14 protein-coding genes are annotated in these 18948 nt (G+C 57.4%); 9 read left to right on the forward strand and 5 right to left on the reverse strand.

All coding sequences use genetic code 11. The features are described from left to right. Window positions 1-78: 78 nt before the first annotated feature. From queF to ETAA8_RS17835, 5 genes are all read left to right on the forward strand, one after another. Entirely contained in the window at window positions 79-432 is a 354-nt protein-coding gene (queF, locus tag ETAA8_RS17815) for a preQ(1) synthase (protein ID WP_145091175.1), read from the forward strand. 138 nt (window positions 433-570) lie between these two features. Then, a complete protein-coding gene (locus ETAA8_RS17820; RefSeq protein ID WP_238397410.1) occupies window positions 571-1320 on the forward strand; it encodes an MIP/aquaporin family protein in 750 nt (249 codons plus the stop codon). Between the two features lie 1048 nt (window positions 1321-2368). Continuing rightward, window positions 2369-5191, forward strand: coding sequence for a polysaccharide deacetylase family protein (locus tag ETAA8_RS17825; protein WP_145091182.1), 2823 nt, complete (start codon window positions 2369-2371; stop codon window positions 5189-5191). Continuing rightward, window positions 5188-5853 carry a (d)CMP kinase gene (gene cmk, locus ETAA8_RS17830; RefSeq protein ID WP_145091185.1) on the forward strand — a complete coding sequence of 222 codons (666 nt, stop codon included), beginning with the start codon at window positions 5188-5190 and terminating at the stop codon, window positions 5851-5853. Before ETAA8_RS17825 ends, cmk begins: the two co-directional genes overlap by 4 nt. A 41-nt stretch (window positions 5854-5894) precedes the next feature. Then, window positions 5895-6530 (forward strand): lysophospholipid acyltransferase family protein, encoded by a 636-nt coding sequence (locus ETAA8_RS17835; protein WP_145091188.1) that lies wholly within the window; start codon window positions 5895-5897, stop codon window positions 6528-6530. A 3-nt stretch (window positions 6531-6533) separates the two neighbouring features. On the opposite strand, the gene ETAA8_RS17840 is transcribed toward ETAA8_RS17835, so the two are convergent. Further along, window positions 6534-7592: an NAD(P)/FAD-dependent oxidoreductase gene (locus ETAA8_RS17840; RefSeq protein ID WP_145091191.1), complete on the reverse strand. Its 1059-nt coding sequence runs from the start codon at window positions 7590-7592 to the stop codon at window positions 6534-6536. Between the two features lie 178 nt (window positions 7593-7770). Continuing rightward, window positions 7771-10293, reverse strand: coding sequence for a sodium-translocating pyrophosphatase (locus tag ETAA8_RS17845; protein WP_145091194.1), 2523 nt, complete (start codon window positions 10291-10293; stop codon window positions 7771-7773). Between ETAA8_RS17845 and ETAA8_RS34725 the strand changes: the two genes are divergently transcribed. From ETAA8_RS34725 to ETAA8_RS17855, 3 genes are all read left to right on the forward strand, one after another. Further along, window positions 10292-10438: a hypothetical protein gene (locus ETAA8_RS34725; RefSeq protein WP_202921056.1), complete on the forward strand. Its 147-nt coding sequence runs from the start codon at window positions 10292-10294 to the stop codon at window positions 10436-10438. The genes ETAA8_RS17845 and ETAA8_RS34725 overlap by 2 nt on opposite strands. 517 nt (window positions 10439-10955) lie before the next feature. Beyond that, complete coding sequence (locus ETAA8_RS17850) at window positions 10956-12260, forward strand: beta-ketoacyl-[acyl-carrier-protein] synthase family protein (protein ID WP_145091197.1); 1305 nt, start codon at window positions 10956-10958, stop codon at window positions 12258-12260. Between the two features lie 92 nt (window positions 12261-12352). After that, the gene (locus ETAA8_RS17855; RefSeq protein ID WP_145091200.1) at window positions 12353-13177 is read left to right on the forward strand and encodes a hypothetical protein; all 825 of its coding nucleotides are present in this window, start codon (window positions 12353-12355) and stop codon (window positions 13175-13177) included. Window positions 13178-13184: 7 nt separating this feature from the next. Here ETAA8_RS17855 and larC read toward each other — a convergent pair whose 3' ends face one another. Further along, window positions 13185-14363, reverse strand: a complete 1179-nt coding sequence (larC, locus tag ETAA8_RS17860; protein WP_145091203.1) for a nickel pincer cofactor biosynthesis protein LarC — start codon at window positions 14361-14363, stop codon at window positions 13185-13187. Window positions 14364-14640: 277 nt separating this feature from the next. Between larC and ETAA8_RS17865 the strand changes: the two genes are divergently transcribed. After that, complete coding sequence (locus ETAA8_RS17865; protein WP_202921057.1) at window positions 14641-16554, forward strand: M14 family zinc carboxypeptidase; 1914 nt, start codon at window positions 14641-14643, stop codon at window positions 16552-16554. A gap of 1 nt (window position 16555) precedes the next feature. Here the strand turns inward: ETAA8_RS17865 and ETAA8_RS17870 are convergent, their stop codons facing one another. Both ETAA8_RS17870 and ETAA8_RS17875 read right to left on the reverse strand, forming a co-directional pair. Further along, complete coding sequence (locus tag ETAA8_RS17870; protein WP_145091209.1) at window positions 16556-17626, reverse strand: WD40 repeat domain-containing protein; 1071 nt, start codon at window positions 17624-17626, stop codon at window positions 16556-16558. After that, a complete protein-coding gene (locus ETAA8_RS17875; RefSeq protein WP_145091213.1) occupies window positions 17623-18945 on the reverse strand; it encodes a DUF1501 domain-containing protein in 1323 nt (440 codons plus the stop codon). The genes ETAA8_RS17870 and ETAA8_RS17875 overlap by 4 nt, the downstream gene beginning before the upstream one ends. Between the last annotated feature and the right edge of the window lie 3 nt (window positions 18946-18948).

An 18948-nucleotide genomic window follows, 5' to 3' on the forward strand; every position in this document is an offset into this window, starting at 1 on the left:
CCGAAATCGACGATTCTTCATGGAGGGCCTCGTTTCACTCGGCCCACCCTACCTTCACGTTTGATCTCTGCACGACTCATGTCCGAAAACCCCGCCTCGCTACTCGAAACGTTCGACAATCAATTCCCCCAGCGGGATTATGTGATCGAGATTATCTGCCCCGAGTTCACCTCGGTCTGCCCCAAGACCGGGCAACCCGATTTCGGCACGCTCACGTTCACGTACACGCCCGATCAGAAGTGCGTGGAATTGAAAAGCCTCAAGATGTACCTGCAGAGCTTTCGCAATCAGGGCATCTTCTACGAGAACATCACGAACAGCATTCTCAACGATCTGGTTGCCGCCCTCGAACCGCGGCGGATGAAACTCGTCGCCTCGTTCACGCCCCGCGGCGGCATCTCGACCAACGTGACGGTGGTCCACGAAAAATAGACCGGCTTGCCGCCCGTGCGGTTTCGGCGAGTGCCATTCTCGCCGCGAGTAATTCGATGTCGTATGCTGGGTCCACGTTGCGGCCGCCCGGATGATGGGGCACGCGACTCTCTCCCACTCGCGATTTCGGAGCCTGCTGTGCTTCTTCCCATTCCTGCGCCAGTTCTAGGCGAATTTTTCGGCACGCTGACGTTGATTCTGCTGGGCGATGGCGTGGTGGCCGGCGTGCTGCTGAACCGCTCGAAGGCGCACAGCGCGGGCTGGATTGTGATTACCGCGGGCTGGGCCTTTGCCGTGACCTGCGGCATTTTTGTCTCGAAGGCTTTGGGTGGTCTCGGTGCGTTGAACCCGGTGGGACCGCTGGCCGACATGGTGCTGCAGCAAATGCCGCCCGTCGACGGTCTAGCGCTCGTCGCCGCACAAATGGTTGGTGCGTTCGTCGGCGCGGTCCTGGTTTGGCTCCACTATTTGCCACACTGGCAAGTGACGAAAGAACAAGACCTGAAGTTGGCCGTCTTTTGCACCGCGCCGGCAATTCGCAGCCCGCTCTCCAATTTGTTGGGAGAGTTCATCGGTACGTTCGCGCTTGTGTTCATCGCCTCAGCTGTCGGCAAGGTGACGAAAACCGGCGACGGGCTCAACGTTGTCGGCGGCCTGGAACCGCCGCTGATTGGTCTGGTGGTTTGGGCTATCGGTCTCAGCCTGGGGGGAACCACGGGCTATGCGATTAACCCTGCCCGCGACCTGGCTCCCCGCCTAGCGCACTTTTTGCTCCCCATTGCCGGCAAAGGCTCGTCCGACTGGAGCTACGCCTGGATTCCCGTCGCCGGCCCGATCCTTGGTGGCGTTATTGGAGCGTTCGCCTTCAAATTGCTGACCGCAGGCTGACCTGCCAATGGTGGTGGGGCTGGATGGTAGGCGTACATGCCAGTACCCGGTAGGTTCTGGCCGCTGGCCGGAACCTGAAGCGGCGAGACACCGAGTTTGTAGTTTGCCGGTCGGATGCCGAATGATGGTCCAACTGCCAACCAGGATCACATCCGGCGGATGTGACCTACATGCTGGCGTGAACGGTTACCGAATTTTTCAAGCCGTGACCAAACTAGTCCCTGCTCGAACGTCTAATTCATTAAGGGATGCTCTTTCATAATCTGGTCGTACGTGAATGCTAAGTGTGCCATTATTGGCGCATTACTTGCCATGCAATGTTCATCAAGTCCACGTGACTAATGGAGCTTTCGCTGCCCTAAGCTCGCGCAGCGGCACTGTTCACTGCGGAAACTGGCAGCTGACTCACGCGAACTTCCACTGCGGGATAATGGAAATTTAGTGGAAATCGATTTTCGAAGTTTCCTAGGCGCAATCATGACTTACGACTACATGCCGTGGCATAACTGCCTGCCGGGAAAGTCTTTGTGAAGTACCGAAGAGTCACCCCGGCATGTTGTTGATTGTTAGAATTCCGGAAATTTCCGTTCGTCGTTTCAGGCAACTTTCAGGCTGAGTGCACGCTGGTGAACTGGCGTTATCCAGCCCAGTTTGGCGCAAACCGCAAAAGGGGGGCGTTCAATTAAGGGGTCGTTAATTGAACAGCGATGTGCGCAACTCTCGCGTTTTGCGAGCGATCGGTGTTCAACAATGAGGGTGATTGTTGAACATATAGGTTGAAAATTGGGCGGGGAGATTACGTGGCGAAAAGCTGCGTCGTGGTGATCCTGATTTTCTCGGAGAAAGTGGTTGCCAGCGATGGTTGCCGGGATGCTTGCCTGGTTCGATCGGAAACCGTCTCGTGATCAGGTCAGACAACCAATTTGGCACACTACCGATAGGGCCAACATCTGGGCGCTGCCCGCGGTAACGATTAAGGTGGCAGGTTTGGGTAGCCTAATGGCTGCCGCTGGTTCTGCCCCTTTCCAATCCTGCCCGCCAACCGACGATGACGCAATTTACCGAGCTGCTGGTTTTGCTCCCGTGCCATAGTTTGGAAGATTTTCCGACCTATCACGACGGCGACGATTCCCAAAGCCTGCTGGCCAATTGGTCGGCGCTGTGGCACCCCGAACTGATTGCTTCGGCTGGTCAGGCCATCGAATGGCGGCGGATCGAAGACCCGCCCCAGGAATTGGCCGGTCGGTTGATTGCCGTTCCGACCGTCTGCGTGCAACGGTTACCCACTGGCTACGCCCAGCGGGTGAAGGAATCGGGGGGCTGCCTGATTCGGGGTAAGACTGACCGGAAAGATATTGTCGAGGCCGCGCTGGCGTTTCTCGGGCCACGGGCGAATCCCGTCAGTGACGATTTGGTGGCAGACTTTCTGGCCTTGGGATATGGCTATCTGCAGATCGCCCTGCTCACGCGGCAGATGCGCTACTCGAGCAATCTCGATGAGACTTATTTCAAGACGACCGCTGTCGCCGCCGCCCAGGCAGCTGTCGCAGGGGACGAAACGCTGGCTCGTGAAAAATTGGGCGCCTGCTTCAGTTTGCTGGCTGAAGAGCGAGACCATTACTACCCGGTCGATGCCCTGGTCCTTGATCTCAAGCTGATGGCGTCTTCAACGATTGGGAGTACCCTCCGCGCCGACCTGGCCGGCAGCACGCCGACGAACTTGCTCTTGTCCGGTGAGTTACTCGCCGAGATGGCTGCCAAAGAACCGGCTTCGCTCGATCTGGTGCGTGAGCGTTTGAATGCAGGCACTTTGAGCGTGATTGGGGGCGAAGCGAACGAACGGCGCTTGCCGCTGCTCTCGCTCGATGACATCGCTACTGGGCTCAAGCAGGGTGGCGAGGTCTATGAACAATACTTGGGCCGACGCCCAGAAGTATATGGCCGCTGGAAGTTCGGTCTGACGCCGCAATTGCCCGGTGTGCTCAATCGGTTGGGTTACAAGGGCGTGCTGCATACTTCGCTGGAAGATGGCAAAGTACCTGACGGCACACAACTGAAGGTTCGCTGGGAGGGGCTCGATGGTCAGGCCATTGATGCGATTGCCAAGCCGCCACTCGATGCTTCGAAGGCCCAGACATTTCTCACCTATGCGACCAAGCTGGGCGAGTCGATGGACGGCGATCATGTGGCCACCGTGTGCCTGGCCCATTGGCCGGGACAAGCCAGTTGCTGGCTCGGCGATTTGCAACGGATCGCAAAGTACTGCTCGGCGCTGGGCAAATTCGCGACGGTCGATCATTACTTTCGCGAGACTGCTCAGCCCGGGCATATCGATCGCTTTGAAGCGGATCGCTACAAGTCGCCGTATCTCAAACAGGCTGTCATTCGTCGGCAAGAGGATCCAATCTCAACTTCGGTTCGTTACTGGCAACAACAGGTACTCGCTGCCTCAACCACCACACTGCAAACGTTGGCCGCACTGGTGAGTGGAGACCCCGGAAGTCAATCACAAGTGCCCCAGGTCTCGGACAACACCGAAGCAGGATGCACCGTTGAGTCCATCGCAACCGCACAACAGGCCCGCACTCAAGCCGCCGCGCAGTGTAGCGAAAAACTAGCGGGGACAAGTAGCGCAAGTACCAACGGAATTTTGGTAATCAATCCACATAGCTTCGTCCGGCGCGAGAATGTGGAGGTCAGTGGTTTGTCGGCCTTACCGGCCGTCGAGAAGCCGATTTACTCCGTGGGCGGGACTGCTGCAGCAGGACAAGTCGTAGTCGATGTGCCCCCCTTCGGCTTCGTCTGGGTTCCCACTGATTCCAAACCGGTGCGCGAAACCAAGCAGCCGCTGCTAGCCGAAGAGAATGTGCTGCGGAACGAGTTTTTCGAGGCGATCATCAATCCCGTCACAGGTACGCTTGGCGCGCTACACGAGTACGGCAAACGCGGCAATCGAATCTCGCAGCAGTTGGCTCTCCGCTTGCCGGGTGCGGCGCAGAAGCCGGGCGATACTTATCGTGATCCTGATGAAACGGCCGTCTATAGCGTGATGGCCGCTGATGAAGTGAAAGTAACCATGTCGACGACCGCTCTCGGCGAGATCGTATGCACTGGTCGCTTGCTCGATCGTGATGGCAAGAAGCTTGCCGGGTTTGTGCAGACGTATCGCGTGTGGCGCGGCAGTCGTGTGCTGCAAGTGCAGGTGGAACTCGACCCGATTGAACAGCCGCGGGCTGATCCGTGGAATTCGTACTACTGCGCGCGCTTTGCCTGGGCCGATCCCGCTGCTGAACTATTCCGCACCGTGCATCAAACGCGCGTGCCAGCCAGCGGCAAGCAGTTCGAAGCACCGCACTACATCGATTTGGTGACGATCAAAGACAACACGACGATTCTAACCGGCGGGCTGCCGTTCCATCGCCGACATGATTCGAGAATGCTCGATAGCCTGCTGATTACGCGCGGTGAGCGAGCGCGGAAGTTCACGTTTGGCATCGGTATCGATTTGAAGTATCCACTGACGGAAGCGCTATCGTTGCTATCTGGCCCCGTGATCGTAGAACGCGCTGCGAAGCCCCATTCCGGCGTCACAGGTTGGCTCGCGCATGTCGACGCTCGCAACGTGGTCGTCACTTCGTGCCAGCCGCTCCTAGAGCAAGGCCGAGTCGCAGGCTTGCAGTTGCGCCTGTTGGAAACAGAAGGCCGCCCGGCAAAAGTGAACGTCCGCACCTTTCGCGCCCTGGGCAGCGGGCACGTCGTCGATTATCAAGATAATGTGCTGCGCGACTGCGAGGCGGAGGATGGCAAGTTGCGCGTCGAACTAACGCCCCATGAGTGGGTCTGGGTGACCGCGAGGTTTCAGTCAGCATGATCGTAGCCATCGATGGTCCCGCTGGTGCCGGCAAAAGCAGCGTTGCTCGCAGGCTGGCTCATCACCTGGGATTTCAATTTCTCGATACCGGCGCGATGTACCGCGCCATTACACTCGCCGCGCTGCGACGGCACTATGGCGCTGGCGATGCCGACGCCATTGCCGATATGGCTCAGCGGACGTCCCTCATTCTGCACGACAACCGGGTACTGCTCGATGGCTTTGATGTGACCGGTCTGATTCGCACCAGCGAGGTTGCCGCTTCCGTTTATCTGGCAGCTGACAATCGCCGCGTGCGCGAACGACTCGTCCATTTGCAGCGCGAATTTGCCGAAGGTAGCGATACGGTCACCGAGGGTCGCGATCAAGGAACGGTGGCGTTTCCGCATGCCGAGTGCAAGATTTATCTGACTGCTTCGCCCGAAGAGCGAGCAACTCGCCGGCACACGGAGTTGCAAGCGCGGGGCGAGCAAATATCTTGGGAGGAAGTGCTGCGACAGATCAACGACCGCGACCGGCGAGATATGCAGCGTGAATTTGGTCCGCTCCGCCGGGCCGACGATGCCATTGATGTGTGCACCGATGGTTTGAGTACAGAACAAGTGATTGTCCGGTTGGAAAGCATCGTTCGCGAGCGGCAGCAGAAGCTGTCGCTAGTTTAACCTTCCTCCTTGTTTGACCGCCTTCGATTGATCCCCTTCGTATGGAACGCTCCTGGATTCAGCATGCCGGTTACGATGCGTTCCGCAATTTTTCACGGGTTTTCGGAATCGTCGTTTATCGGCTGCGTTGGCAAGGTGCGGAGCACTTCCCGCGGGAAGGTGGCGCGCTAATCTGCTCGAACCACCAGAGCTATTTCGATCCGGTGCTGGTCGGGCTGACCTGCAGTCGGCGAATGAACTACCTGGCCCGCGATACGCTCTTCAAGAATCCGCTTCTTGCCCCACTGATTCGCTTTCTCGATGCCATTCCCATCGACCGTGAAGGAGGCGGGCTGGCCGGTTTGAAGGAGACACTTCGCCGACTCAAGGCAGGCGAGCAAGTGCTTATCTTTCCCGAAGGGACGCGGTCGCAAGATGGCGAGGTCTCGTCGCTGAAGTCAGGGTTTTGCAGTGTGGCGCGTCGCAGCAAAGTACCACTCGTACCCGTTGGGCTCGACGGAGCTTATCAGGCCTGGCCGCGGTCGGCAAAACTGCCGCGGCTAGGGCGAATCGCTGTCGTTATCGGTGAGCCGCTATCGCCGGTGCTCATCGCGTCACTCACCGACGAGCAAGTGGTGAGTGAATTGGAAGGTCGCATCAAGGAATGCCATCGACGGGCACGCGCAATGCGCGCGTAACGCTTAAATACCCTCGGCTGCCAAAAAACGCTCGGCATCAAGAGCGGCCATACAGCCAGTTCCCGCAGATGTAATCGCCTGGCGATAGTAGTCGTCGGCAACATCCCCCGCAGCAAACACGCCCGGCACGCTGGTGTAAGTGCGGAACGATTGCGTCAGTTTCACGTATCCCTTTTCGTTCAGTTCCAACTGGCCGTTAAGGAACGACGTGTTTGGCGTGTGGCCAATCGCCAGGAACAGGCCGCTGGCTGCAAGTTCTTCCTTGGTACCGTCTTGATTATTCTTCAGACGGATGCCCGTAACGCCCGGTCCACCTGGCTTGTCGTCACCGAGTACTTCGTCGACTTCGCGGAAGAAGTGAATCTTGATTTTGGGATTCGTTTCGGCCCGTTCCTTCATGATCTTCGAGGCGCGAAAAACATCGCGCCGCATCAGCATGTGAACGGTCGAAGCGTACTTGCTGAGGTAGGTCGCTTCTTCGACGGCCGAGTCACCACCGCCGACAACGACCATCGGCTTGTTGCGGAACCGAGGAAGCGCGCCGTCGCAAACCGCGCAGGCACTTACGCCGCGATTCTTGAACTTCTCTTCTGACGGCAGGCCCAGATAGTTCGCCCGGGCACCAGTCGAAACGATGATGGTGTGCGATTCAATTGGCTCTCCCTCGCGCGGTGTGATGACGAACGGCCGCTTGCTGAGATCGACCGAGACCACGTCGTCGGTGACGATTTTCGTGCCAAAGTTGAGGGCCTGTTGACGCATTAAGTTCATCAATTCTGGGCCGGTCACCGCGTGCGGGTGCTCTTCGATCATGAAGTCGTTGTGCCGTTCCGGATCAATGGCCGACTTGATGTAGCCGCTCAGGTTCCCGGAGGGAAAACCGGCATAGTTCTCGACCTCAGTGGTCAGATTCAATTGCCCCAGCGGCAAGGTGCCAGAGATCCGGTTCTCTTCAGTGATTGCCCCTTCGAACACGATGGGGTGCAAGTTTGCGCGGGCCGCATAAATCGCGGCAGACCAACCAGCGGGGCCACTGCCAATAATCACCACATGCTCGGGCATGGAAACATCCTGAAAGAGTGTGAAACCAATCAAGCCTGATTATAGGAACAGCCGCCCGGTCGTAAACCGGCGGCTGTGGCTAGTTTGGTAGAAGTGAACTATTCCGAGCGGACACTTTGCGGGGAAGCACCTCCGAGTTGAGGTGATTCCCCGCCAGTCAAGCCCGTTCGTCGCAGGATTAGAAGATGCCGAGGGCAGCCAGGCTGTAGCGAACCACCAGACCGGCGGCCACCACGCTCACCATGCTCATCAGTTTGATGAGAATATTCAAGCTGGGGCCGCTCGTGTCCTTGAAGGGATCGCCGACGGTATCGCCGACCACAGCTGCCTTGTGAGCATCCGTCTTTTTGCCGCCAAAGTTGCCGGCCTCGATGTGCTTCTTGGCATTGTCCCACGAACCACCCGAGTTCGACATGAACACAGCCACGCAAAAGCCCGTGGCCAGCGTTCCGACCAGCAAACCCAGCACACCGCCCACCCCTAGGAGCAAACCGATGACGACTGGGGTCACGAGACCAAGGAGCGAAGGCAGAATCATTTCCCGCTGGGCAGCGACCGTGCTGATCTGCACCGGGCGAGCGTAATCGGGCATTGATGTTCCCGCCATAATCCCCGGGTTCTCTTTAAACTGGCGGCGGACCTCTTCTACCATTCCCTTGGCCGCACGTCCCACCGCTTTCATGGTCATGGCGCAGAACACAAACACCGACATCGAGCCCAACAGAATGCCGACCATCGCTTTGGGATTCATCAGCGACGCGTCATAGTACGTGGCAAAGTCGGGAATGGTGGCATGTTTGAGCTCGATTAGCGTCAATTGATCGTCGCCCATCGTGAGCTTGCGCCGCTTTGGACTTCCTTTGAAATCGGTCTCTACAAGTCCAGTGCTTTGGCCTGTTTTTGCCAACGGCAACGCTTGCCAGGCGGGCAAACGAGCTTCGGTCGGCATGATGAGGTACATCTCGTAATTCTTGGGATCGTTTCCGTTTTTGTGGAGAACGAAGTTCTGATTGATCTTGTAGTAGCCATTGTCGGCTGACGTCGCAACCACGGTGGGATCTTTGCCCCAGCGTTCGAAGCCCACGCGAACTTCTTCGATATAAGCGGCAAGTAACGCGAGGGCGGTGAGGGCAGCAGAACCGATGGCAAATCCCTTGCCCGTAGCAGCCGTCGTATTGCCCAGTGCATCGAGAGCATCGGTGCGGCGGCGAACTTCGGCACCCAGGTGAGACATTTCGGCGTTACCACCCGCGTTGTCAGCGATCGGACCGTACGCATCGGTGGCAAGTGTGATTCCCAGGGTACTAAGCATCCCGACAGCGGCAATACCCACGCCGTATAGGCCCAGTGCAAAGTTGTCGACGCTGGCAAAGTCCCAATTGTTCGCGAAACCGAACGAGGCCAACGTGGCAATGCACACAATCACCACCGGTGCCCAGGTGCTTTGCATGCCGGCGGCGATACCGCCGATGATCACCGTGGCTGGGCCGGTTTGGGCCTGTGCAGCAACTTCCTTGGTCATCGAATATTCGTCGCTGGTGGCGATCGTCGTGTAGTAGCCAATGAGCCAACCTGCCACGAGGCCGACTACCACGCTACCTGCTACTCCCATGTGGTCTGGCAAAATCCAATACGCCAGGCCAAAGGTGCAGACCGCGACGAGCAGTGTCGATGCGTTAATGCCGCGAAAGAGAGCCGCCAGCAGGTTTTTCTGCGTGGCCTCTTCATTGGTACGGATGACATACATGCCGGCGATTGACAAAACGATCCCCACGCCCGCAATTGCCATCGGCAGCAGCAGGGCGGCCAACTGTTTTTGTTCGTTGCCGAGAAAGGCGGCCACACCGAGTGCAGCCGTCGCCAGAATCGAACCACAGTACGATTCGTACAAGTCGGCACCCATGCCAGCGACGTCGCCGACGTTGTCACCCACATTGTCCGCAATCGTTGCTGGGTTACGCGGATCGTCCTCGGGAATGCCGGCTTCCACTTTGCCGACAAGGTCGGCACCGACGTCAGCGGCCTTGGTGAAAATACCGCCACCGACGCGGGCGAACAGAGCCTGGCTACTGGCACCCATGCCGAAGCACAGCATGATCACAGTGATCTCGCCTAACGACAGAGCCTCGTGGCCGAAGGCGCCCATACCCCAGCGCAGAACCGCGTACCAAATGCAGATATCGAGCAATCCCAGGCCGACGACGACGAGGCCCATCACTGCCCCGCTGCGGAACGCCACCTGCAGCCCTTGATTCAGAGATTTTTGAGCGGCAGCTGCTGTGCGGCTGCTCGCGTGTGTTGCGGTCTTCATACCGAAGAAACCAGCCAAACCGCTGAAGAAACCACCGGTAATAAACGCAAACGGGACGAACTCACTTTGCGTCTTCAACACGAAAGCTTGAACGGCCAATAGGCCGGCAATCACCACAAAAAATGCCGCGACCACTTTGTACTGCTGTCGTAAGTAGGCGGCGGCACCCGTGCGCACATAGCCGGCAATTTCTTGCATCCGAGCGTTGCCGGGGTCCGAAGCCATCATCTGGCGGTAAAAGACAAACGCTTGAGCCAGGGCGATGATGGAGCCCAGCAAGCAGATGCTCCAAACCAGCACTTCGGTGGTGCTCCCGGAGGCAGGTGTCACGACCGCCACCGCTGGTGGCTCACTTTTGGCGGACTCTTGCGCCCCAATCGAGTCCGACATGGCAAGAAGCATCGTCCAAGCCAATGCCACCACTATTGCGCCACACCATCGCCGCACACCGTTCGTCATCCGTCAGTCCTCGTTCCAGGTTGTCCATCGAGCGCCGTCGGCGAACAAAATCGCCGAGTCCGACAGCGAGAACTAGCGTCCCGCTGGCGGAGGAAAATGACGACGCATTAAAGCCGCGTGATTGCCAGCTGTCAACCAGTGGACCGGCAGAAGGGCTTGTGATTCACCCTAAGCTGCAAGTTTACGGGAATTGGTACGCCGCCATTTCAGAGCTGTCGCACGGAACAGGCGCTGAAGTCAGATTTTCTCTGCTAGTCGTGAATGAGCAAGCTCAAGCTCTGTTTTGACAAACTACCTGCCGGACTGCGGGGCAGATTGCTAGCGGCGGCAGCACGCCTCGCTTTTTGCTTGTAACAAGTTGCGGCAAAACATTGCTGGAGAATGCCGCATTCGCTTGGCGCAGCAGCACTAACGGACGATAAAAAGTCTTGTGCGCGAGTTGGGCGACACAAGCGCGCTAGGCTCTTCCCGCCTCGACGCGCTCCCCCTGGGACAATTAGAATCGTGGGTTTCCCATCCACATTTTTCGGAGAGTGTTGACCCAGACCGGGCCAATCCTCTTCAGCACTTAGAGCCACGGAACTAGGCTGCGAATGACTCGTCGCGTTGTCATCACCGGAATCGGCCTCGTCAGCCCGCTGGGCAATAGTGCGTCCCAATTGTGGGATGCCCTCGCTCAGGAAAAAACCGGTATCGCCGAGTTGACCAGTATTCCCACTGCGTCACTTCCTACCCCTTTTGGTGCCGAAGCCCGCGAGTTCACGGGTTCGATCGAAGAGTTCGGTCCCCTGGAAAAGACGCTCAGCCGGAACATCAAGAAAAATCTCCGGGTAATGTGCCGCGAGATTCAGATGGGTGTGGCAGTCGCCCAATTGTGTATTAATGACGCCGGCCTGAAGCTTGATTCCATCGATCGGGACCGGCTTGGCGTGCTGTACGGGAGCGATTACATGCTTACCCTTCCAGGCGAGTTTGCCCTGGGGGTGAGGAAGTGCCTTGATGCACAGGGTCATTTCGACTTTACGAAGTGGGCCGATGAAGGCCTGCCCGCAGTCGAACCTCTGTGGTTGCTTAAATACCTGCCGAACTTGCCGGCCGCTCATGTCGCGATCTTTAACGAACTGCGTGGACCCAACAATTCACTCACCTCGCGCGAAGCTTCGAGTAATCTTGCGGTTTTCGAAGCATATCACACCATCGTCCGCGGCCACGCCGACCGGATGTTGGCCGGGGCCACGGGAACGCGAATTCACCCCGCCCGTTCAGTGCATGTCGCCATGCAAGAGACATTGGCCGAAGGGAGTGACCCGGCCACCCTCAGCCGCCCCTTCGATCGTGCACGCACTGGACAAGTACTGGGCGAAGGTGCGGCCTGCATTCTGCTGGAAGAACTCGCCTCGGCTGAAGCACGCGGGGCGAAGATCATCGGCGAAATTATTGGAGGCGGCTCATCCATTGTGGCCAGTCGCCAGAGTGAGCCGGACGAGAAAACCGCCATCGCCAATGTTCTTAAGCAATCGCTGCAGAGCGCCAAGCTGAAGCCGGCCGAAGTCGGCCATATTCACGCCCACGGCCTATCGGACGTCCGGCTCGACCGTCTGGAATCGCAAGGAATCGCTGCTGCACTCGGTGCCGATAAAGACCGTGTGCCAGTGACGGCAGCTAAGAGCTACTTTGGAAATCTGGGTGCCGCCAGCGGTCTGATTGAAGCTATTGCCAGCACACTGGCCTTGGAAAATGGCAGCCTATTTCCGATTCAATCGCTCACCGAGCTTGATCCCGAGTGTCCGATTCGTCCTGCCAAGAAGGGCGATCGCGCGGGGAGCACGTGCATCAATCTAAGTGTGACGCCGCAAGGGCAAGCGAGCGGAATTGTCATTCGCCGCTGGGCCAGTTAAAGGTCCGCTTGGCCTTCAAGATTGCGTGCACTCGTTACCCCACCTAAAGTAAGGCGTGGGGCGAGGAGCGCACCGCATCAAATGGGCCGAGTATGTTCTTCTTCAAACGATCGCCGCAACCACTCGTAAAGCGCCGCTGGCGCTGGAGTTGGCGATCGTCGTTCTGGCTTCATTCCTTGCTCGTTTCGGCCGTGATCACCGAACTGGTCATGGTCGTGGCTCCATTGCCGGTCGCTCCACCCGTGCAACAAGTTGTGTTACATGCGCCTCCTATCGACGAACCGCCATTGCCACACGCAGTTACCATTGAGGCGTTCACGCCGAATACCGAACATTGGTTAGCCGATGAAGCTGTCAGTACGCGCGACATCGAAGCAGCTCAAGGCGATCCTCGGTTTGCATGGTTGTCCGAGGGAGATTTCGATGCGCGCACTCCCGCCGAACAGGCGGCTGCCAGCGACTTTTTGTCGGCTCGGGTGATGAGCACGATTGCGGAGGCAGAAAAGCATTCTGCTGCAGATAACCTTCAGCGACTGGAGAATCTGACCGGCCAGTTGAACGACGTAGCAACCGAGCAGTCGGTACATGAAGTCACTACGCAACTCAGCAAACTACTTGGCACTTCACCTCGGGCTAATGAGCCAGCCAAGAAGCCCGTTGCCGGTGAATTCGATCTCGATTCAGCTCAACTACACGATGTGCGCCGCGAAATGCTCGACGATGGTTCGTTCAAATACATCGCGATTTTGATCGATTCGGCCGGCAGGTCGACTGACACCGAACTATCTGCCGAGGAGGGCGAGTCTGCATTTAAGACATTCGAGTTAATCAAATCGAATCCGCTGCTTGAGCGCGTCTATCGGGGCGTCGTCATGTCCCTGCTCGACAAGATGATGAAACCGTCTACAAACAAGTAGGCGAAAACTAAGAATTCGTAGAATGCTGATAGGCACGCAGGGCCAATTCGTAAACATCTTTGAGTGGCACATTCTTCTCCATTGCAATTACGCGGCAACTCTCGAATTCGGGCGAGAAACTGGTCGTGCCATCGCTGAGAACCGCTAATTTGCCTTGCACGTTTCCCCACTCGGTTTGAATCGAATGAGGGCGGCGTTCCAGCTTGTGGCGACTGGCCGGCCAGCGACGAATGCCAAGTGTGCCCGTTTCTTTAAAGAGGATTTTTTCCATCTTGGCAATCATTTCAGGCTGGCAGAGAACTGTGACGAGTACACCGGGGCGATTCTTTTTCATTTGAATTGCGGTGGTGTAAACATCGAGCGCTCCGGCCTCGAAGAGCTTCGTGGTGCAATGCCCGATCACCTCGCCGCTGATGTCGTCAAGATTCGTTTCGAGTACCCAGACTTGGTCGCTGAGCAGATGTTCGTCGACTTCCCCCACGATGAGTCGCAGCAGGTTGGGTTGCTCTTTTAAATCGCGATCGCCGGCCCCCAAGCCAATCTGGCGAATCTTCATTGCTGGCAGTGGGCCAAATTCATCAGCCACGGTGGCGATAATTGCCGCACCGGTGGGCGTTGTTAGTTCGAACGGCACGTGCGAAGCAGCGAGCGGAATCCCCTTCAGAATTTCCGCCACCGCCGGGGCCGGCACGCTGACTCGACCATGTTCAATCTCGATGAATCCCGTACCGGTTGGCACCGGAGAGCAGACAATGCGATCGACGCCCAGCAGTGACAGGCCGATCGCACTCCCCACAACATCGGCAATCGAATCCACCGCCCCCACTTCGTGAAAATGTACTTTTCGCAGAGTGCTGCCGTGAACTCGTGCCTCGGCTTCGCCAATGCAAGTGAAGATCCGGCGGGCCAGGTCTTTTTGCGTTTGGGTGAGCACCGGACTCGCATCGATCTTCTCGACGATGTGGTGCAGATGCCGGTGAGCCTGCTCTTTCGGATGATCGATGCTGACCTTCTGCCCGCGAAAGCCCTTGCGCTTCACTTCTGCCGCCGAAAACTGAATCTGCGTAAAACCGAGCGAATCAACGCCGGCCTGAATGGCAGCGAGATCGACACCGCAATCGACGAGCGCTCCCAGGGTCATATCGCCACTAATACCGCTGGCACAATCGAAGTAGGCAATTTTCATGGCTGAAACTTAGGCAGGCGAGGAAGAGGCTGGCCGCACGATGGGCAAATAGGATCAGGCCTGAATCGTAATCCCGAAATTGTTCCGAGAAAACGGGACGACGCTCGCGGAATATGCCAATGGCTGAGCGATGCCTGTTCTGACTACAATCGGCGTCAGCGCTCTCCCTCCTGGCCGCTGATTAGTACTCACCACAAAGTCACCTCGCATGTTGCACCTGAGACCAATATTGTCTCTATGTTTGCTCCTCTCGCCAATGACAGCGCGAGCAGCGGAGATGTCGGTCGCAATCCGGTCGGACTTTGCCGGTGGCAATGTCACTGTACTGAAGAACGAAGGAAGCGAGGTCGAAATAACGCCCGATCTGCGTGGCGGCAAACCCTGGTTCTACTGGCACTTTGAAGCGACTGCTTCGCAGTCCGGCCGCGTAACATTTACTTTTCCCAATGCCCAGCGCGTCGGTGTTCGTGGCCCTGCCTATAGCGTCGATGGGGGGCAGAATTGGCATTGGCTCGGTGCCGATCATGTGGAGTATGCGGCTCCGCCTGGCAATGGTACAGCTTCGCAGCGAGAGTCTTTTTACTACGACTTCACAGCGGAAATTCGGAAGGTGCGATTCGCGGTCGCAATTCCTTACCTGCAAGACAATCTCGAAAGGTTCCTGCGCGAGCATCAGACCAATCAGCACCTCAAGCGACTGCCGTTTGCGAAGACGCGCAATGGGACTCCAATCGAGCTGCTTCAGATTGGCGAGCCGGGACCCAATGTCAAAGCGATGATCGTAACGGCGCGACACCACGCTTGCGAATCAATGGCCAGCTATGTGATGGAAGGTTGGCTGCACGAGGCGATGTCTGATTCTCCCGCGGGAAGTTCCTTTCGTGCGAAGCACGTGCTGTTTGCCATTCCTCTGGTTGATAAAGACGGCGTGCAGGCCGGCGATCAGGGAAAAAATCGCCCGCCGCACGATCACAATCGCGATTATGGCGAAATGCCGCTCTACCCCGAAATCAAGGCGATTCAAGACTTGGGCGAAGCTCAGCGCGTGCGGTATGCCCTCGATATGCACTGCCCGGCCTTGCGCGGCGACATTCATGAAGCCTTTCACTTTATGGGGCTCGGTCTCCCGCATATTAAGGACAACGTGAATGAGTTCATTGCTTGGCTGAAAGAAGAACGCCCCCAGTTGGCGATGGCCCCGATTAATGTCCTGGCCGATCCTGCAAAGCCAAACGCGATTAACCGCAGCATCAACTCGCATCATTTCGCCTTGCGCGATGGTTCCGTTTTCGCCGCCACCTTGGAGATCCCCTATACGCAGGCCACCGTGCTGCTGGATCAGAATTTGGCCCGGGCGTATGGTCGTGGCATGTTGCGCGCGTGGAACCGAATGCAGTTCAAATCAGCAGATCTCAGCGATCGCGGTGCCGCCGAGAACGCTCAGCTAATTGAGTTTCGTACGACTTTCCAGAAGACGTTTCGCAGCAAACCCCAAGAGGTCGAAGCGATGGCGCAAGGTTATCTCGCCGATCCATCCGCGCCGGCTCTCTTGCGAGTCGAGGCCAATCACCTATTGTCTGTACTGCGACTTCAGCAAAAACGCCCGGCCGAGGCGCTGCAATATTGCGACGTTGCCCGCAACGATCCGTTGGCTAGCACTTATCAACAAATTGCCGCTTCGGTTCAGCGGCTGCAAATCGTCTCGGCGATAGCTACAACCACGGCAGCGCAATTCGAACTCGCTCTCAAAGACTTTCAGCAGTTGCCCTATCCCGCACTCGAACAACAGGCTAAGGCGTTAGAGATCGCGAGCAACTTTCACCAGATGAGGCAGGAGTATGCCCGGTCTATAGAATTAGCCAGGCAACAACTGCCCGTGGCTGCTGGCTATGAAAAAGGGAAGGTCCTGAACCGGATTGCGAGCTTGCATGAATTCGCAAAGGAGCCGAACAAAGCGATTGCAGCTCGCACAGAGGCAGTTGAATTGCTGCGCAAGCAGTTGAGCCCCGCGCCCCAGCGAAGTGTGTTCGGCGCGATGATGGTCAGCGAACAGTTCACCGCGATTTGTGGTATTCCTACCGCGACTCTTGCCGAGAAACGCACTGCCGGCGAAATGGTGCTCAATCACGATATCGTATCAGCCGAAGTTAAAAGCAAAGTGAAGCAGGCGCTCGCTGAACTTGAGGAATAGCCTACCCCTTCTTCGCGGCGGTCGACTCCTTGGTTGGTGCCGGCGTGAACGCCCACACTTGCAGGCCAGCATGACCAACGGCCAGGAGTTGCTGAGTCGCATCGTCATAGGCAAAGTGTTGGATGTGGCTTTTAGGCTTTGCTTTCGCCAGCGGAACCTCTGCCTTTAAATCCCAGAAGGCAATGAGCGGACCACCGTCTCCGCCCCCAGCCCCAACAAGCAGATCACTATCGGGCAAATACTGAATGTGATTCAGAATCGCAGCATGCTTGTCTGTGCCGACAAATGTTCGCTGCTCGGCCTGCCAGTCCCATACTTCCACGCGGCAGGGGCCGACAAATCCATCGACGTTGCTAACTTGCCCAATGCCCCCGAGCGCCAGTCGAGTACCATCCGGCGAGAACGCCAGCGAACGAATGCCGCCAATCGAGCGGGCCCGCTTCTCCGCATCGTAAGTGTAAAAGGTCTCTGCGCGGAACTTCGCAATCTGCTTGCCGGTGTCGATATCCCACACCATGACCACACCCGTTCGATCAGCAGAAGCGATTAACTTTCCGCTATTGCTCGCCGCCAGTGAGTAAATGCTGTTGGCAAAACCTTCGGGCGTTTTTGAAGCGTGGCCTTGGCAGTTGTGAATTGCCTGGCCCGTTACCGCATCCCATAACTTAAAGCACATGTCGTCGCCAATCGAAGCCAACTGATTGCGACCCGGAATGACCACGACCTTGCGCACCCAACCATCATGGGCGTTAATCTCGCGAATCTTTCCCTCGCCGTCCGGCCGAGTCCAAACGAGTTTGTGATCGTAGCTGCCAGAGACAACGATTCCGTCGAGCCAGGCTAGTGACGAAACATAGTTCTCGTGATGCCGCCACAGTTTCTCCGCAGTCGCTTTCTCTGCGAGCGTTTCCACAGGTCGCGTTGTCATCCGGTAAACGTGCCCGTCCGCACCGCCACCGTAGAAGTTCCCAGTTGTCGGATCGAGACAACTGCCGTACAGAATGCCCGGTGCTTCGGCCGTGTGAATCAGCCTTGTGAGCTTGGGGTCGATGGTCTTTTCAGCGTCGTTCATGAGAGCACCGCGTTAATCGGCTGAGCGTCTTCTTTAGCCAGTGGCACCGGACGCTGGCCCACTTGGTAGTGCTTGAGCGGGTCGATGCCGACGGCTTGAAAAATGGTGGCTGCCACGTCAGCGGCGTTGGCTTCTCCTTCGCTGACAGCAGTGCCATCTTCGTTGGTCTTGCCGTGAACAGTTCCGCCGCGAATGCCGCACCCCGCAAAGGCACACGACCAGGCGTCTGCATAATGATCGCGACCGACATCCTGATTGATCTTGGGTGTACGGCCGAATTCCGACAGCACAACGACAAGTGTCGACTGAAGCAGGCCGCGTTCATCTAAATCGTCGAGCAACGTGCTGAGGACATTGTCGAAGTCGGGTACGAGTTCGCGGTGGCTTTCAAAATTGTCGTGATGGCTGTCCCAAAAGCCGCGGGCCACTTTCACCACCGGCACACCCGCTTCGAGCAGTCGACGGGCCAGCAGGCAGTGCTGGCCGAACGGTGTGCGGCCGTATCGCTCGCGCTGCTTCGATGGCTCATTTTCGAGATTGAATAGCTCGTCGGATCGCATCAGGCCGCGCACACGGGCATAAGCCTCGTTGTAGCCCTGAATCAAATCGTTTCCCGCTCGCTGTTGGCCAAATTGTTGACTGAGCAACGACCGCAGCGACTCGCGACTGGCATGCTCTTCGGCTGTGAGCTCGGGTGGTAACTCGATGTTACTCGGCTGCAGCGAACCTTCGAGCAGCAGCGGCGCATGTCGCCGACTAAGAAAGCCCGGACTTGGTCGGCGGCGGCCTTCAGTGGTTGTGAACAGCGAAACGTAATCTGGCAGCGGACTGTCTTGCAGCGCCAACTCTTTAGAAAGGACCACGCCGATTTCTGGATGTTCGAGCGCCGCTTCTTTCGGCCAACCGGTGCTGATCAAATCGGCCGCCTGAAAGTGCTCGGAGATCTTCGTATTCAGCGAACGAACAACGGCCAGTTTCTTCATGCGCGTGGCCAGTTTAGGCATCAGTTCGCAGACCTGATAGCCACTGACCGCAGTCGAGATGGCACGAAATGGCCCGCCTGTTTCACGCCCAGGCTTGGGATCCCACATTTCGAATTGACTCGATCCCCCTGCCAACCAAATGAACAGCACTCGCTTCTGTTGCTGTTTGAGCGCGCCCGCTGCGGGAACCTCCCCGGCGATGCTAACGCCGGGCAGGCCCAAGGTCGCCGCGCCACCGGTTAACAGGCCACCGAGAAACAAGCGACGATGCAATTGATGCTCTTGCGGCGCGCAAGTACCGGCCTGTCTTAGTGATTGGTTTGCAGGAATACTCATCCG

It is taken from the genome of Anatilimnocola aggregata, from assembly GCF_007747655.1.
GTDB lineage: Bacteria > Planctomycetota > Planctomycetia > Pirellulales > Pirellulaceae > Anatilimnocola > Anatilimnocola aggregata.

What these genes read in the sequence shown, in the direction of transcription:
- ETAA8_RS17875 (WP_145091213.1), bottom strand. Translation starts at nt 18,945, where the DNA reads ATGAGTATTCCTGCAAACCAATCACTAAGACAGGCCGGTACTTGCGCG.
- ETAA8_RS17835 (WP_145091188.1), top strand. Translation starts at nt 5,895, where the DNA reads ATGGAACGCTCCTGGATTCAGCATGCCGGTTACGATGCGTTCCGCAAT.
- ETAA8_RS17855 (WP_145091200.1), top strand. Translation starts at nt 12,353, where the DNA reads ATGTTCTTCTTCAAACGATCGCCGCAACCACTCGTAAAGCGCCGCTGG.
- cmk (WP_145091185.1), top strand. Translation starts at nt 5,188, where the DNA reads ATGATCGTAGCCATCGATGGTCCCGCTGGTGCCGGCAAAAGCAGCGTT.
- ETAA8_RS17840 (WP_145091191.1), bottom strand. Translation starts at nt 7,592, where the DNA reads ATGCCCGAGCATGTGGTGATTATTGGCAGTGGCCCCGCTGGTTGGTCT.
- ETAA8_RS17870 (WP_145091209.1), bottom strand. Translation starts at nt 17,626, where the DNA reads ATGAACGACGCTGAAAAGACCATCGACCCCAAGCTCACAAGGCTGATT.
- queF (WP_145091175.1), top strand. Translation starts at nt 79, where the DNA reads ATGTCCGAAAACCCCGCCTCGCTACTCGAAACGTTCGACAATCAATTC.
- ETAA8_RS17845 (WP_145091194.1), bottom strand. Translation starts at nt 10,293, where the DNA reads ATGTCGGACTCGATTGGGGCGCAAGAGTCCGCCAAAAGTGAGCCACCA.
- ETAA8_RS17850 (WP_145091197.1), top strand. Translation starts at nt 10,956, where the DNA reads ATGACTCGTCGCGTTGTCATCACCGGAATCGGCCTCGTCAGCCCGCTG.
- larC (WP_145091203.1), bottom strand. Translation starts at nt 14,363, where the DNA reads ATGAAAATTGCCTACTTCGATTGTGCCAGCGGTATTAGTGGCGATATG.
- ETAA8_RS17825 (WP_145091182.1), top strand. Translation starts at nt 2,369, where the DNA reads ATGACGCAATTTACCGAGCTGCTGGTTTTGCTCCCGTGCCATAGTTTG.
- ETAA8_RS17865 (WP_202921057.1), top strand. Translation starts at nt 14,641, where the DNA reads ATGTCGGTCGCAATCCGGTCGGACTTTGCCGGTGGCAATGTCACTGTA.
- ETAA8_RS34725 (WP_202921056.1), top strand. Translation starts at nt 10,292, where the DNA reads ATGGCAAGAAGCATCGTCCAAGCCAATGCCACCACTATTGCGCCACAC.